This is a genomic window from Bartonella sp. MM97QHHN (assembly GCF_042194285.1).
Lineage (GTDB): Bacteria > Pseudomonadota > Alphaproteobacteria > Rhizobiales > Rhizobiaceae > Bartonella.
Genome location: NZ_JBHIMS010000034.1, coordinates 1 through 15,158 on the forward strand (window position 1 = coordinate 1; position 15,158 = coordinate 15,158).

Annotated in this window: 15 protein-coding genes and 1 pseudogene; 6 read left to right on the forward strand and 10 right to left on the reverse strand. The window is 38.2% G+C overall.

Annotated elements, in window-relative coordinates; all coding sequences use genetic code 11:
* Positions 1 to 6 precede the first annotated feature (6 nt).
* From ACFIJW_RS01970 to ACFIJW_RS01985, 4 genes and pseudogenes are all read right to left on the reverse strand, one after another.
* A pseudogene (locus ACFIJW_RS01970) lies at positions 7 to 1,079 on the reverse strand (phage late control D family protein).
* Positions 1,070 to 1,324, reverse strand: coding sequence for a tail protein X (locus ACFIJW_RS01975; protein WP_375633120.1), 255 nt, complete (start codon positions 1,322 to 1,324; stop codon positions 1,070 to 1,072). Before ACFIJW_RS01975 ends, ACFIJW_RS01970 begins: the two are co-directional and overlap by 10 nt.
* Positions 1,321 to 1,806: a phage tail protein gene (locus ACFIJW_RS01980; RefSeq protein WP_375633127.1), complete on the reverse strand. Its 486-nt coding sequence runs from the start codon at positions 1,804 to 1,806 to the stop codon at positions 1,321 to 1,323. The genes ACFIJW_RS01975 and ACFIJW_RS01980 overlap by 4 nt, the downstream gene beginning before the upstream one ends.
* 25 nt (positions 1,807 to 1,831) lie before the next feature.
* Positions 1,832 to 2,554, reverse strand: coding sequence for a hypothetical protein (locus tag ACFIJW_RS01985; protein WP_375633121.1), 723 nt, complete (start codon positions 2,552 to 2,554; stop codon positions 1,832 to 1,834).
* Positions 2,555 to 3,334: 780 nt separating this feature from the next.
* On the opposite strand from ACFIJW_RS01985, the gene ACFIJW_RS01990 reads away from it, so the two are divergent.
* From ACFIJW_RS01990 to ACFIJW_RS10470, 6 genes are all read left to right on the forward strand, one after another.
* A complete protein-coding gene (locus ACFIJW_RS01990; protein WP_375633122.1) occupies positions 3,335 to 3,547 on the forward strand; it encodes a hypothetical protein in 213 nt (70 codons plus the stop codon).
* Positions 3,548 to 3,678: 131 nt separating this feature from the next.
* A complete protein-coding gene (locus ACFIJW_RS01995; RefSeq protein WP_375633123.1) occupies positions 3,679 to 4,758 on the forward strand; it encodes a hypothetical protein in 1,080 nt (359 codons plus the stop codon).
* A gap of 29 nt (positions 4,759 to 4,787) precedes the next feature.
* On the forward strand, positions 4,788 to 6,410 hold the full coding sequence (locus tag ACFIJW_RS02000) for a hypothetical protein (protein WP_375633124.1): 1,623 nt from the start codon (positions 4,788 to 4,790) through the stop codon (positions 6,408 to 6,410).
* Positions 6,407 to 7,018 carry a hypothetical protein gene (locus tag ACFIJW_RS10460; protein ID WP_375634819.1) on the forward strand — a complete coding sequence of 204 codons (612 nt, stop codon included), beginning with the start codon at positions 6,407 to 6,409 and terminating at the stop codon, positions 7,016 to 7,018. Before ACFIJW_RS02000 ends, ACFIJW_RS10460 begins: the two co-directional genes overlap by 4 nt.
* Before the next feature lie 123 nt (positions 7,019 to 7,141).
* Positions 7,142 to 7,366 carry a hypothetical protein gene (locus ACFIJW_RS10465; protein ID WP_375634817.1) on the forward strand — a complete coding sequence of 75 codons (225 nt, stop codon included), beginning with the start codon at positions 7,142 to 7,144 and terminating at the stop codon, positions 7,364 to 7,366.
* On the forward strand, positions 7,335 to 7,862 hold the full coding sequence (locus tag ACFIJW_RS10470; protein ID WP_375634816.1) for an autotransporter domain-containing protein: 528 nt from the start codon (positions 7,335 to 7,337) through the stop codon (positions 7,860 to 7,862). Before ACFIJW_RS10465 ends, ACFIJW_RS10470 begins: the two co-directional genes overlap by 32 nt.
* A gap of 656 nt (positions 7,863 to 8,518) precedes the next feature.
* Here ACFIJW_RS10470 and ACFIJW_RS02010 read toward each other — a convergent pair.
* From ACFIJW_RS02010 to ACFIJW_RS02035, 6 genes are all read right to left on the reverse strand, one after another.
* Positions 8,519 to 9,301 (reverse strand): ABC transporter ATP-binding protein, encoded by a 783-nt coding sequence (locus ACFIJW_RS02010; RefSeq protein ID WP_273790734.1) that lies wholly within the window; start codon positions 9,299 to 9,301, stop codon positions 8,519 to 8,521.
* Entirely contained in the window at positions 9,288 to 10,172 is an 885-nt protein-coding gene (locus ACFIJW_RS02015; RefSeq protein WP_375633125.1) for an ABC transporter ATP-binding protein, read from the reverse strand. Before ACFIJW_RS02015 ends, ACFIJW_RS02010 begins: the two co-directional genes overlap by 14 nt.
* The gene (locus ACFIJW_RS02020) at positions 10,165 to 11,094 is read right to left on the reverse strand and encodes an ABC transporter permease (protein WP_273790732.1); all 930 of its coding nucleotides are present in this window, start codon (positions 11,092 to 11,094) and stop codon (positions 10,165 to 10,167) included. Before ACFIJW_RS02020 ends, ACFIJW_RS02015 begins: the two co-directional genes overlap by 8 nt.
* A gap of 2 nt (positions 11,095 to 11,096) precedes the next feature.
* Positions 11,097 to 12,170 (reverse strand): ABC transporter permease, encoded by a 1,074-nt coding sequence (locus tag ACFIJW_RS02025; protein ID WP_375613823.1) that lies wholly within the window; start codon positions 12,168 to 12,170, stop codon positions 11,097 to 11,099.
* A 110-nt stretch (positions 12,171 to 12,280) separates the two neighbouring features.
* Positions 12,281 to 13,897 (reverse strand): ABC transporter substrate-binding protein, encoded by a 1,617-nt coding sequence (locus ACFIJW_RS02030; RefSeq protein ID WP_375632502.1) that lies wholly within the window; start codon positions 13,895 to 13,897, stop codon positions 12,281 to 12,283.
* 361 nt (positions 13,898 to 14,258) lie between these two features.
* Positions 14,259 to 15,158 (reverse strand): ABC transporter substrate-binding protein (locus ACFIJW_RS02035; protein ID WP_375633126.1); only part of this gene is annotated, 900 nt, incomplete at its 5' end.

Here is a 15,158-nt window from a genome sequence, read left to right on the forward strand (position 1 = left end):
TTTCTGTCACTCAGAGGTTTCCTTTTCTCCTGCCTCTTTTCCCTTGTTTGGTGCTTCAAGTGTAATTTCTGTGGTGTATCCGCTTTGTTTTTCATAGCAGTGGGTGACAGTGGAAGCTTTCCATAGCCCATTGATTTGCCCACGAAACCCTTGCAATAAAAGAGGTTGATCCGCCATGATTTCAGGGCGTCCCTCAAGAGACAAAGAGCCACTGCCCACAGCACGACACAACCTGTCCGACTCGGAAGCGGCGGCAGATAAAGCTTCCTCTTGACATGGATAACAACTGCGAAGATGCCGCACGGGACCGCTAAACCCTGTCTGATGCTTGACTTGGCATTGCTGCCCTTTTGAGCGATCAAAATAAGAAGCTTCAATGGTGCCGTATTGCGTGCGTGGCTCTAATGTGAATTCCCAGTTAGAACAGTCGTGCTTATGGAGGGTGAGGGCTGGTAAATTATCTCCGCTTAAAAATAAAAACTTATGGTCTTTGATTAAAAAGCGCGCCCGCATACGGTCAGCAAGGCGGGTTAAAAAATCAACAGCCGATTGATCTGTACGAATCACATAAGGTAAAGTTTGTTGAGTGAACTGGGGACTGACCTTTGCTTGATAGCCATGGCGTTTGGCAAGTGTCTCAACAATCTCACCAACAGTTTTGTGNCCTTTGCTTGATAGCCATGGCGTTTGGCAAGTGTCTCAACAATCTCACCAACAGTTTTGTGGTCAAAATGTTCACTCACCTGTTCTTTGAGCTCTTTACGCATCGAGGCACTTTTGCCACAAAGGCGCAAGATCTCTCCATCACTGCCCCCAATACTCACCACCGACTCGACAACAAAACGCCCCATGAAGGCACTGATGCTGTTCTCATAACCAAAGATCACTTGCAGAGTGCTGTTGCTTGAGGGAACCTCTAAATCATTGCCACTATCGTCAAACTCTGCTTCAAATGTATCGGCTTCATTCCCAGCATGGTCCGTAATGGTTGCCGTTAAAAGACGCTGGTAAAAAACCTCATGAACAGGTTTGTCTCCCACCTTGACCACAATAAAAGGGTGTGTACGCCTTAATCCCATAGCCTTTTCACCACACTATTCTTTTCTTGGCTAACAAATTCAGGCAGAATGACCTTTAAGCCCCGTGGCAACAGAGCACCATATCTCGCAATACCTGGATTGGCTTGCAAAGTGGCCTCACAATAACCTCTGATCGCTCCAACTTGCGAACGATCCCCTAACACAGCCATAGCATGTTGAAAGCAGATCAGATCAAGACTCATATCTTCTAGCTCTACCACGAGATGCTTTTCTGGTATCTTCATGGCGTTTGTTCCCCTTGGAAATATTGATCATATCCCACTTGGTATTGTCCCACCTGATATTGTCCTTGTGGTTTTCCACCATCGAAAAACGGTAACAAGCTAATGGCATAGCGAATGCGCTGGGATTGACCAGAGCGACTGATATAGTCATGGTCTTTATTGATCGTGGTGATTACTACGGGTCCATGGAGAAGGACACTATAGGTGGTATCATTGATCCAATGAAGCATCTGGACCGGCTTTGCTCTTCGGATAGTTGTAGTGATGGCATCAATAGCTACCCGATCACCAAATTCTTCTGGAAACCAAACTCCATGAATGGTTTTGGGATCATTGCCATAGCCGGTAAATTGCAAACTGGGTGCCTTGCCAAAACGCTCCATACAAACCCATGAGGCAGAAAACTCTTCCTCAAAGGATTGGAAATTTAGCCAGTCTACATAGAAGAGATGTGGTCCTAACATTAGCAAAGGATCTCTCATAGACGCCCTCCCCTTGATTGTGTCATTACTCTGTCCCGCCATGCAAGGCATTGGCGCGTGCCCGTTGCAAAGCATGAGCAACCGCACGACCAGTGTCCATGGGTTCACGCGCCCCATTAACATGCACCGTGACATTTTGATTGTGTGTGATGGGGGAGTGATCTTTGCCTTTTGCTTCTGTAAAAGGGGAATTTGCATGCCCCGCCCCCGCAAATTGTGGTATGGGCTGAATGGTTGTTTTGCCTCCCAAAAAACTTGGCAAAAACTCTCTTACATCAATCGACCCAATCCACCCCTTAATGCGGCTGGGCAAAGATTTACAAAAATCGCTCAACTTTGTGATGGGTGCCATAAAACCATCGACAATCCAATTGGCTAAATCTTCGCCGGCTTGTTCCATACCAGCCTTGGCACCCTCCGAGAGCTTTTCCTGTGTAAAAAAACTCTTCAACCATTGCCAAAAATTGGAAAGGCTTTGTTTAACGCCCTCCCACAAACCTTCAAAGCTTTGAACAACAGCGCCAAGCCCTTGTTTGAACTTTTGCCAAGTTTGAGAGAGATCAAAAGCAGCAGCAATGATGTTTTTCCATTTGGTGATGGTGGTGGGTTCAGCACCAAAATAAACCAAGACGTGTGCGCCAGTCATGGTAAAGCGCAACACACGTAGAACAATGTTAAAAGCCATCAGGGCGGCAATGGTTTTGATAATGGCGCTTGTTAAAACGGGATGGTCCTTGCCCCATGCCATTAAAACGCGCATTTAATGGTAAAAAATAACCATAAAAACAATAAATTATCACGTATTTCTAACTAATCTCACCTCTTCCCACTTAGTACAAAACCTAATGTCAAACTACATCCAACGGAGTTTTGTATAGTATGTAGCCTTTCGGAAATTGTGGCTTATCAGCGGATTCTACATATTTTTATATTTTATTTGTTCAAAGAAGACACTGAGCACTCAAAGAACCCTCAACGCTCTATTAAAGCCTTCTCTCATTTTTGCTGTCAAAAACTCATTCGATACATAATGTAGGTAAGAACAATCAATTATCACATATCCACTCTAATTTCACCTTTTTCCACTCAATATAAAATATAAAGTAAATTACACACAAAAATATTTATTATTTATTAACTTTAAAACTATAAAATCTTTCATTTTTTTGAAAATGTACAATATTAAAAACACTACTATTCTTATTTATATTATATTTTTTAATTTATTTTATATAACTGTATTTCTTTAATTATACATCAATAAATATTAAAATAAATAAATATTGATATAAAATAATATATATCACTAATAAAAAACTTATTTTTAAAATATAATTAGATAAAAATACATTATGAATTAAATTTAATATTACATAATTAAACATAAATACAACTTTAATTTTGACAAAAAAAGCAAAACAAAATATCAAAGTGCTGTGTTATTAAAATAAAAGCAATATCTATTTTCACTTCTGCTTATGAAGTTAGCGGGAAAATGAATGTTGGGGGCTTTAAAAGGAGTAGACTGATGCCTAAAAATTTTCTTCTATCCTGCACAGCAATTGTGGCAGTTGTACTTTCTTCTATCAATCTTAATGCACAAGCTAAAAATCTTGAAATTTCAGAAAGTAAAAAAGAAGTTTCCAACGAAACCTACGAAATTATTCACGCAAAAAAAGGTGGTCAAATTATCGGCAAGCATTTGACGATAATCGGAAACAAAAAACAAACACCAACATAGGCACAAATGCGCACGCTATAACAGCTGAAGGTTCTAACACTGCGATTGAATTACTGGATGGTACAACCATTAAAGGAACTGGTTCTAGCATTTTTTTCGGTCTTGAAGCAAAAGATGGTGCTACACTGAAAATGACCGGGGGAACTATTACAGTTTCCAACACTGGCGCTAAATTCTTGAACAGTAAGAATGCTGAAAACAAGCTAAAAGATATAATAATATCAAGTGGCAAAGGCAAAGCTCCACTAACTTTTGCAATATTTGCAGACAAAGACAGTGAAGTCACTTTAGAAAATGTAAAAGTGACTAAGGCAATGAATAGCGTTACTGCAAATAATAAATCTGAAATCACGATATTGGGAGGATCATTTGATGCCACAAAAGCAGCAATATCTGCTTACAATGGCAGTCGCGTAACTCTAACCAATAATGTTCAAGCTACATCATCTCATGGCACTGGACTCCATGCAACAGATTCAGAAACCACAATCGAAATGATGGGAGGAAGCGTAATCACAGAAAAAATGGCGTTGGTTGCAGAAAACGGTGGACATATCAAGGTCACGGATGTTGCGTTAACAGCGACGAATGATAAAATCGGAACAGTTGTCGCCGGCGGTCCGAACAGCATGATTGAATTGCATGGAAATACAACAATTAAGAATGCTGTAATCGGTCTTCATGCACAAAATAGTGGAATGATTAAAATGATCGGAGGGACCATTACAGCTTCTGCAATCGGTGCTGGTTTCTATAATAGTAAGAGCGATGGAAACAAGCTAGAAAATGTGAAAATATCGAGCAGTAACGATAAAGAGCCTAAAATCACAGGAATAGGTGCCGACAAGGAAAGTAACGTCACTTTAAAAAACGTAACAGTTACGCAGGCAAAAAGTGGTATAGCTGCAAATAATCATTCTAAAGTAACAGTTTCTGGAGGATCATTTGAGGGGAAAATCGTAGGAGCATACGCTGGAAACGGCAGTAACATTACTTTAACTAGTAGTAAAAAAGATAACGTTCAAGTTACATCAACATCATCGAATAGCAAAGGACTCTACACAAATGGTTTACATTCTACCATCACAATGACGGGAGGAACAGTAACCGGAGAATTAGCGTTGGTCGCAGAAAACGGTGGACATATTAAGGTCACGGATGTTGCTCTAACAACAAATGAACATGGGGCCAGGTCACTGATGTTCCTATAATAGGCGCAGGAGTCAATAGCGCTAATAGTATGATTGAATTATATGGCAATACAACGATTAAGAATGCTGGTGTTGGGCTTGTGGCAAGTAACGGTGGCGTAATTAAAATGATTGGGGGGACTATTACAACTTCTAAAACTGGTGTTGGCTTCGTGAATAGTAAGAGCACCGAAAGTAAACTAGAAAATGTAATAATATCAACCGGTAAAGATAGAAATTCAGGCAAAGGAATTCTTCTAGAGAAAGAAAGTGGTCTCACTTTAAAAAATGTAAAAGTGACTCAAACAGGCAACAGCGTAATTGCAAATAATCGTTCTAACATAACAATCTCTGGAGGATCATTTGATTCAAGCTATGCAACAATATGTGCTCAAAACGGTAGCAGTATCACCTTAACGGACAATGCTCAAATTACGTCACATGATGAAGCAGGCCTCTATGCACAAGACTCAAAATCCACAATTACAATGACAACAGGAAACGTGACAGGAAAATATACAGCCTTAGAAGCAGACATAGGTGGCCATATTACGGTTACAAATGTTGCTTTAAAAGCAACTAATAATGGCAGTGGTGTAGCTGCTGGTGCAGCAGCCTCTGGCTCTAACAGTGTGATTGAATTGCTTGGAAATACAACGATCAGTGACGTTAAAATCGGAATTGATGCGCAAAACGATAGCACAATCAAAATGATCGGAGGAACCATTACTGCTTCCGAAGCAGGCGTTCACTTATTAAAAAACAAGAGCAATAACAAACTGAAAGATGTAACGATATTAAATCGTAAGGATAATGCACTACTAATCAATGCAATAATTGCAAGAAGAAGTGCCATTACTTTAGAAAATGTAACCGTTCCGCAAGCAATCAATAGCATAATTTCAGATAATGATTCTCAAATAACAGTTTCTGGAGGATCATTTAACGCAAAAGGTGCAGCAGTATCTGCCATAAACGGCAGCACTATTACTTTAACTGACAATGCTCAAATTACATCATCTGATGACAGTGGGCTCTATGCAAAAGACTCAAAATCCACCATCACCATAACGGGAGGAACAGTACAAGGTAAAACTACTGCATTATTTTCCGGAAACGGTGGACATATTAAAGCCACGAATGTTACTCTAATAACAGCAGATAGTAACGGATTCGGTGCGGAAAGCCAAGATGTTGGCAGTTTAGTTGAATTATATGGCCATACAACGATTAAAAATGCTGAGATCGGACTTTATTCAGAAAATGGCAGCACAATCAAAATGAGTGGAGGGACAATAATTGCCGAAAATAGTGCATTTGTTGTAAATAATAATGGACATATTGATGTAACAAATGTTTCTGCCACAGCAGAAGATAGAGGTATAGCATTTGAAAAATCTAAGAACAATAAAACATCAGAAATCAATTTAACCAATGCAAAACTTCACATTAAAAATGGTACTGGAATTAATGCAAATGAATCAATTGGTAAAGCCAATCTCAAAAATTCAGAAATCCGTGCCAAGATTTTATTAGTAACCGAAGCCTCAACGAAAAAAAATGATTTCACTTTTATACTAAATGCCGATCACTCCATCTTAGACGGCAAAGTGAGCACTGAAAAAAATTCAAAACAGTCTTTGATTTGCAAAACAATACGAAATGGATATTGAAAACAAGCACAAATAAAAAAAGCCAGAACGAAAAACTGCTTGATATTGCTCAAAGAGCACGTTCTGATATTTCTGTCCTTAACATCAATAACAGCTCTATTGTTTTTGAAGAGCCAACTGAAGATCATTATCACACGTTGCACATAGGATCTGGCAGACCAAATACTAAAAAAGTCTACAATGCTACAGGAAAAGCAGAAATTCATTTCAACGTCGAATGGAGTGATAGTGCTGCCATAAACAAACAAAAAGCTGACCATCTTCTGATTCACGGTGATGTTTCAGGGACTACACTGGTTTATATCACTGGACATTTAGAAAAGAACAATATTAAAGCAGATGCTTCTGCTCTTACCAGTGCACGTGGTCTTTCACTCATTCAAGTTTCTGGGAAAGTAAATCAAAACTCTTTCAAACTTGCACAGGACTATATCACAATAAGTGGTTCACCTTATAAATATATACTGAAAGCTTATGGACCAAAATCAAACCACAGTAAAACAAATGCTGAACAAAACCTTTTAGGAGAAAATAAAAATTTCTGGGATTTTCGCTTACAACCAGTACTGCTTGATAGCGACTCAAAAGTAAAAACCATCGTGCCATAAATACAAGCTATTTTATCATGCCATGTGCTCTCTTGTATGCTGGATTGACCGATATGGATAAGCAAAGTGCAACTGTTAGCCAATATGCGACATCTGTCTTAAGGAAAGAATAAGACAAACGGAATGGCTTTTTCTTATACGCCTATGGAGAAACAGGAAGCTTATTTTCTGATAAGTAGTGCTCCTAGTAAATATGGTTATAGCAGTGCTCATCTTCGTTATGCTGCTCTACAAGGAGTTGTTAACTTTGTCGCGCTAGAAGGGAAAAATATCTACAACACATTTTGGCCTTATAGAAACCTATGGACAACTCTCTTTGCACTCCAAAGAATATGCAAGATACAGTAAGAGCATTGTGGATAAATGGTCACTCACAACCTATGGAACCATACAACATGACAGTGGTTTCTATCTTGATACGCTGTTATCCTATGGCTTCCTAAAGAGAAAGATCACCAATGCCCTCATTAGTACAACCGCAAAATTGAAAAATGCAAAAATGTTGGCGTTCTCCACAACTGTTAGCAAACAATTTGCAACGGGTATCCAAGACGTAACATTCGAACCGCAGGCACAGCTTGCCTATCAACATTTGATGTTTGATACCATTAAAGATGCTGATAATCTGACCATTGAGATGAAAAATCCTTCTCAATGGATAATCCGTGTTGGTGGACGTTTGACAAAAACCATTGCCACTGAAAACAGTCGTCCTATGTCTTTCTATGGAAAAGTAAACTTGATCAAAACCTTTGGTGATGATCAGACATTCCATATTGATAAGTATTATAAACGTGACCCCTCGGGAAGTTCCGTTGAAGGTGGGCTTGGTATTAGTGCATAATTGTCCGCTAACCTCTCCCTTCATGGTGATGTCAGCTATCAACAAAAGCTTCAAAAAACTGGTATAAGTGGTGCAAGCTTTTCAGGAGGAATACGCTATCAGTTTTAAATCAAGACTGTAAAAAAGCCTATTCAATTTAACAAAAAGGAAGCAATATGCTGCCTTTTTGGCTTATTATAAGCTGTTTTAAACGCTTTTTTAAATAGAGAACAGAAAAATATTTGAAGACTGTCATTAACCATTTGATGTCTTTTACAAAAAATTCTTTTTATAAAGAATAAAACTGTAAAAAAGAGAACAACCAAAAACAAAATAATATTGTAAAATAATGAGAAGCTTTTCTAGAAAATACAGCATTACTATCTTTTGTTATTTCTCACAAATTTAATGCTTAAAATCCCAAAATAAAACTTTTGAACATAAAATGATAAGTAAAAAATAATGCAATAATATCAAACAAAGAGATGTATGTTATAAGTCATTCGTATATTTCAAAATGGGAGTTCTAATAGGATTTAAAATATTACAGCTCAAACACTGCCCAGAAAATTCATACTGAAAAAATCCTATTATCCCCTTCCCTCTTAACAATGCCGCCAAACATCTCCAGAAACTTCAAAACAAATAAAATTGCATTTTCTCTTCTGTAAAATTGATCATGCTCTTTGCTCTCTATGGACAATAGGCTCTATACTTGCTTCAAAAAACTCCTTTGTATAATCGTGTTGCGCATGTAGATTACGCAATTCATCATTGCTAAGCTCTTCAAGAATAATCCCTTTATGCATAATTCCAACACGTTCACAAATATGTGCAACAACAGCAAGATCATGGGACACCATCAAATAAGTAAGCTTTTTTCTCACGCGCAGTGATTTCAACAAGTTTAAAATTTCAGCCTGTACCGACACATCCAATGCAGATGTTGGCTCATCAAGCAACAACACCTCTGGCTCAATAATTAAAGCACGTGCAAGAGCAATACGCTGACGCTGCCCTCCAGACAACTCATGAGGATAACGATAAAGAAATGAAGAATCTAAACCAACGGAATCTAAAGCATCCTCCACCCGCTCTCTTTGATTATCCATTCCATGGATTTTGAGCGATTCAGAAAGAACCGTATGGACCATTTTTCTTGGATGGAGTGAAGCATAAGGATCTTGAAAAACCATTTGAATACAGCGTAAAAAATCCTTACTTCTTTTCTTTTCAACTTCTTGTCCAGCAAAAAGAAACTTTCCACTATAATCTGGAATAAGCCCCACCAATGTATTCAAAATAGTTGACTTTCCACATCCGGATTCACCAATCAAACCATAAGCTTCACCACGCTTAATATGAAAATTAACATTTTTAACAACTGTTACTGCCTTATGCCTATGACCAAAAGTTACAGATAAATTAGAAACATCAATAATATTCTCACAATTTGTCATGAGGAACCTCCTCAACACCATTAACAATCGTAGGATTATACAACCAATCAGGATCACGCTCAGGAACAGCCAAAATATCAACTGGATTATCAAGCCGTGGCAAACTCGCGAGCAACGCCTTTGTATAAGGATGACAAGCGTGAGACAAATCAGAAGCAGGCAACTCTTCTAACACACGGCCCGCATACATCACCAAAATACGATCACAAAAATCAGCAATCATATTTAAATCATGACTAATGAAAATAAGTCCCGTTCCAGATTTTGTCACAAGTTCATCTAATACAGATAAAACTTGTCGTCTGACCGTAATATCAAGTGCAGATGTTGGCTCATCGGCAATAATTAAATCAGGTTTTGGAATGAGCATCATTGCAATCATCACGCGCTGCCCCATCCCCCCAGATATTTCATGAGGAAAGAGACGCATCACATGTTCAGGATCACGAATATGAACAGATTCTAACATAGATATGGTGCGCTCCCTCGCTTCAGCTTTTGAAACACAATAATGAATACGGTAAGCCTCCATAATCTGTTCCCCAATCCGTATTAATGGATTAAGTGAATATTTGGGGTCCTGTAAAATCATTGAAATACGTTTCCCACGGATTTTTCGCATCTGAGGTTCACTTGCGGCCAATAAATCAACATCCTCAAAGCGCATTTTTTTAGCTTTAACAATGGCTGCTTTTGGACTCAACCTTAGTATTGCGCGCCCAGTCATCGATTTTCCAGATCCGGATTCACCAACAATTCCAATTTTTTCTTTTCCAACAGAAAAACTAACGCCACGCACAACTTCTGACATGCCGCGCGTTGTAAGAAAAGAAATACGTAAATCTTCTACTTCTAATAATTTATTACCCATTGCGTGGATCCAATACATCACGAAGACCATCACCTAAAAGGTTGAAAGCAAGACTTGCAAATAATATTGCACAGCCTGGTATTGCCGCCAACCACCAATTTGTCATCATAAATTCCCGCCCTGAAGAAAGCATCGCACCCCATTCAGGACTTGGAAGTTGAGCTCCCAACCCTAAAAAACCAAGACCAGCAGCCGTTAAAATAATTCCAGACATATCCAAAGTTAATCGTACAATCACTGAAGGAATACACATGGGCGCAACATGAAACAAAATAATTCGCCAAGCAGAGGCCCCTTGCAGGCGAACTACAGAAACATAATCAGAAGAACGTATTGTCAAAGTCTCAGCACGTGCTAAACGTGCAATTGGTGGCCATGCTGCAATTGAAATTGCAATAGAAGCATTTTCAATCCCTGGTCCCAATGCGGCTGAAAATGCAAGAGCTAAAATCAAACCTGGAAAAGCAAGAAAAATATCGACAATGCGCATGAGCACAGTATCAACCCATCCGCCCATATAACCAGATACAGTTCCAACAATAAGCCCTATTGGACCTACAATAACTGTTGTAAGAAAAACAACATAAAGAGTAATACGGGAACCAAAAACAAGGCGACTAAAAATATCACGTCCCAATTCATCTGTTCCAAAATAATGCGCCATAGAGGGTGGCTGCAACCGATGCCCTAGATCATTGCTAAGAAAATCATGCGTAGCAATCCAAGGAGCAAAAAATGCACATATGATAATAATACAAATAATAAGCAGACCGAATACAGCCGAAAAGTTATGAAAAAACTTAGCCAGTGCGTGATAAATTCTTTGTATGTTCGCTTGAATTATGGAGTTTGGAACAGGATCGTTTAACCAACTACCCAAAGAAGATGATGATTGCGATTTATGATGATTACTTACTGTCATATTCAACGTGTCCTTGGATCAAAAATGCGATAAAGCAAATCAGAAAATAAATTAATGGCGACAAAGATAAATCCTACAAGTAAAGTACATCCTACAACTGCATTCATATCTCCGGCTAAAAGAGCATTTGTCAAGTAATGTCCAAAACCAGGCCAAGCAAAAACTGTCTCCGTTAAAACAGCCCCTTCTAATAAAAAAGCATAAGAAAGTGCAACAACGGTAATAATTTGAACAGCAGCATTTCGAAAGGCATGCCCCCAAACGGTTCGCGCCCACGATAATCCCTTTACACGTGCAGTAATGATATATTCCTGATTAAGCTGCTCAATCATAAACCCACGAGTCATACGGCTAATATAAGCCATAGCACCGAAAGCCAAGATCAAAGCAGGCATAATAACGTGACTAAAAACATTACCAAAAGCCTCCCATTGTCCTTGGCTTGCAGTATCCCAAAGGAAAAATCCTGTTTTTGGTTCAAAAGAATATTCATAAAGAAAATCAAGTCGTCCTGGGCCACCAACCCAGCCAAGTTTGGCGTAAAATATTAACAACGCCATTAATCCGAGCCAAAATGTTGGAGTAGAATAACTTACAAGTGTAAAAACACGGACAACATAATCAATAAATGAATCGCGATACATTGCTGCAAAAACACCAAATGGAATTCCAAGACTTGTGCCAATAACAATAGCAACGGTTGCAAGCTCTAATGTTGCAGGAAATACACGCATAATATCGGCTAGAACAGGTCGCCCAGAAGTTAAAGCATCTCCAAAGTCAAACAAAAATACATTATGAAGATACTTCCAATATTGGACAATCAACGGCTTATCAAGACCCAGCTTATAATACATTGCATCATAAGCTTCCTGACTAATATTATCACCAAGAATAGACAGAACCGGATCTAGAGGAAGAAGATGACCAAGAAAAAAAGTGATCGTCACCAACCCAAGCAATGTGATAAAAACTGAAATAAGAAGTTTCAATCCTTTGCATAAAAAATCCCATAAAAATAATTTTTTCTGCTTTTCTGATACAGCTCTTTCAGTCTCTGAAAGTGGCAAAACCATTATAAAAATCCCCTCTGTAGCGACAAAACATAAAGCAAATACTTTTTTATATAACAAAACAATCTCTTATTAAGCATGTTCTACAATCATTTTCTATAACATGCTTCTTTTTATTTTTCTGCTTCATTGTAATAAAGTCTATAACTGTTCCAAATCCATTTTTTGACATCAGGTCCCATACCAACGGTATAATATGTCTGAAATAAATAAACCATAGGACCATGCTCTAGCACATAATGCTGTAAAGTACGATATTGCATAATACGCTTATTGGGGTCTTTCTCAAACAAAGCATCCATCACCATGTTATTAATATTTTCATCATAATACCCAGCGCGCCAAGCTAAATACATATTGTGCTTTTTTGTAAATGTTGGATCAGGGTTAAACACGTGATTTAATGAAGCAGGATGTCCATCAGGATCGGCACTCCCCCACCCCATAATAGCAGTATCATAATTTCCACCACGTACACGGCTCAACAATTGATTTTGTGCCATTTTTTCAATTGTAAGCTCAACACCAATTTTGCGTGCATTGGCTTGAATAGACTGTGCAACAGACGACATATAACTAAGGCTTCCAACTAAAAGATTAGCTTTAAACCCATTAGGATAACCAGCTTCAGTAATCAGTTGTTTTGCTTTTTTCAAATCCAACTGAAAAGGCAAACCTTCTTTTTCATCTAAAGCACCTGGAACACCTAAAGACATATAAGTTGCCCGTGGAATAGCAATCCCTTTCAAAACAGTTTTTCCAAGACCTTCATAATCAACCAAATAACGAAGTGCCAATCTGACCTTTTCATTCGCAAAAATTGCATTCTTATTATTTAACGATAAGTAAATAATCTGCGGACGCAAAACACGACTAATTTTGACTGGTCCTCCCTTTTTTTCAAGATCTAAAATATCCTCTGAAGAAAGATCACGCACTATATCCACATCACCTTTTTCCAAAAGAAGTCTTTGACTTGATGAATCCGCTACATGCTGCACAACAATCTGCTTAATTTTAGGCACATCGCCCCAATAATGTTGTGTCGCCTCTAACACAACTTTATCTCCTGGAGACCAGCTCACCAATTTATAAGGTCCAACACAAGCTGTATGTGTTGCTAAATATTTATTCCCCATATCACCGTTAATACTCTGTGCTTCAATTGTTTTCCGATCAAGCAAAGCAGAAGCATAAGATTGTCCAATAACAGTCAATATGAGCTGAATAGGATAGGGTTTATCTAATTTTAATTGTAAAGTCTTATCATCAAGAGCCTGAATATTTGTTTCAATATTGTTTTTGGTAAACCCATAATCCATTAAAGATTGAGCATAGCTTAATCCTAATTTAATAATCCGTCGCATCGACCATACCAGATCTTGCGCTGTAGCCATCCTTCCATCATTAAACTTTAAATCATCACGAAGATGAAAGACTATTCTTTTGCCATTATCTAAAACGTCCCAAGATTTTGCCATAGCAGGGCGAATTTTTGTAGGATCATGCTCATCATATTGCACTAACGCGCTGCAAATATTCGTCAATAACTCACTCGTCACAACCTCAACAGTTTGCGCTGGATCAAAACTACTAATTGAATCAATATTCCATGCCATTACCAATATATCTTTAGATGAGGCACTGAATGCCGATGTTACAGCCCCATTAAAAAAAACGATTGAGCTTAATAAAATAGAAAATTTTTTCAATATTCTTTGTTTTCCCATTTTATCTCTTCCTTTTGTATTCTTCTACCTTTTCACACAAAGTGATTGTGATTTTGCTTAAATAGCATAGCATTAGACATCAATTTCATTTAATCAAACTAAGCATCTATAAAATAATTTTCTTATACATCAGTCTATATTCGAGATGCAGAGAATCTATAACCATAAACAAAGATCCTCCCCAATATAACTTTCTATATTCATCGCTCCCTATAAACGATCTTAATTATATACTGCTACTACACAAACATCCCTCACAGTTTCATCCTTAAAAAACTGAAGAGCTTTATATGGGAGAATACTTTCATCATGCAATTATGATTAAGCTCTTTTTAGCTTTGATAACACTAAAAAGACACACTTATTTTTTAATTTTACTATAAAAAATACGCGGCGCACTATTCCAAACCCACTTTTTGATATCAGGCGTCATCGCGACAACGCTATATTGTTGAAAGATAAACGCATAAGGTCCTTTTTGCATCAATTCACGTTGTAAATCAGCATAGAGTTGTGCCCGTTTTTGCGGATCTTTTTGAAATAATGCCTCTTCAACTTTTTGATTCATATTGGCATCAAAATACCCATGCTGCCAACTAGGATAGGCTGTATTTCTAGCCTCAAAACGATTATCTGGATTGAAAATAAGACGTGAAGCCATTGTATGAGGATCCACAGAATCATTATTCCATCCGATAAAAGCCGTATCAAAAGCCCGTGCATTAACTTTTGAAAACAACTGTGTACCTGCTACACGTTCAATTTTAAGACGCACGCCCGCCTGTGCAGCACTATCCTGGAGTGACTGAGCAAGTAACAAAGTATAAGGAGTGTTTGACACGAGAAAATTTGCCTCAAATCCGTTCGGATAACCAGCTTCTGCTAAAAGCTGTTTTGCTTTTTGAATATCAAGTTTAAAGGGTTGCCCCTCTTTTTCATCCAAAGCCCCAACATTGCCAAGAGGAATAAAACTTGCCCGTGGGATACCAATCCCTTTGAGAAGCTTCTTGCCAAGACCTTCATAATCTATGAGATAACGCATCGCCAAGCGCACTTTTTCCTTAGCAAAAATAGGATTTGTCATGTTAAATCCCCAGTACATCATAGTTGGCACTAACACTCTTTCAACTTTAACATCTGTTGTTTTTTGCAGATCTGCAAGATCTTCAGGTGTCAAATTACGAGCAACATCAATATCATGTTTTTGCAACAACAAACGTTGTGTTCCGGGCTCTGCAACATGGCGAATTAAAATCTGCTT

What these genes read in the sequence shown, in the direction of transcription:
- ACFIJW_RS01975 (WP_375633120.1), bottom strand. Translation starts at nt 1,324, where the DNA reads ATGAAGATACCAGAAAAGCATCTCGTGGTAGAGCTAGAAGATATGAGT.
- ACFIJW_RS01980 (WP_375633127.1), bottom strand. Translation starts at nt 1,806, where the DNA reads ATGAGAGATCCTTTGCTAATGTTAGGACCACATCTCTTCTATGTAGAC.
- ACFIJW_RS01985 (WP_375633121.1), bottom strand. Translation starts at nt 2,554, where the DNA reads ATGGCATGGGGCAAGGACCATCCCGTTTTAACAAGCGCCATTATCAAA.
- ACFIJW_RS01990 (WP_375633122.1), top strand. Translation starts at nt 3,335, where the DNA reads ATGCCTAAAAATTTTCTTCTATCCTGCACAGCAATTGTGGCAGTTGTA.
- ACFIJW_RS01995 (WP_375633123.1), top strand. Translation starts at nt 3,679, where the DNA reads ATGACCGGGGGAACTATTACAGTTTCCAACACTGGCGCTAAATTCTTG.
- ACFIJW_RS02000 (WP_375633124.1), top strand. Translation starts at nt 4,788, where the DNA reads ATGATTGAATTATATGGCAATACAACGATTAAGAATGCTGGTGTTGGG.
- ACFIJW_RS10465 (WP_375634817.1), top strand. Translation starts at nt 7,142, where the DNA reads ATGGCTTTTTCTTATACGCCTATGGAGAAACAGGAAGCTTATTTTCTG.
- ACFIJW_RS02010 (WP_273790734.1), bottom strand. Translation starts at nt 9,301, where the DNA reads ATGACAAATTGTGAGAATATTATTGATGTTTCTAATTTATCTGTAACT.
- ACFIJW_RS02015 (WP_375633125.1), bottom strand. Translation starts at nt 10,172, where the DNA reads ATGGGTAATAAATTATTAGAAGTAGAAGATTTACGTATTTCTTTTCTT.
- ACFIJW_RS02020 (WP_273790732.1), bottom strand. Translation starts at nt 11,094, where the DNA reads ATGACAGTAAGTAATCATCATAAATCGCAATCATCATCTTCTTTGGGT.
- ACFIJW_RS02025 (WP_375613823.1), bottom strand. Translation starts at nt 12,170, where the DNA reads ATGGTTTTGCCACTTTCAGAGACTGAAAGAGCTGTATCAGAAAAGCAG.
- ACFIJW_RS02030 (WP_375632502.1), bottom strand. Translation starts at nt 13,897, where the DNA reads ATGGGAAAACAAAGAATATTGAAAAAATTTTCTATTTTATTAAGCTCA.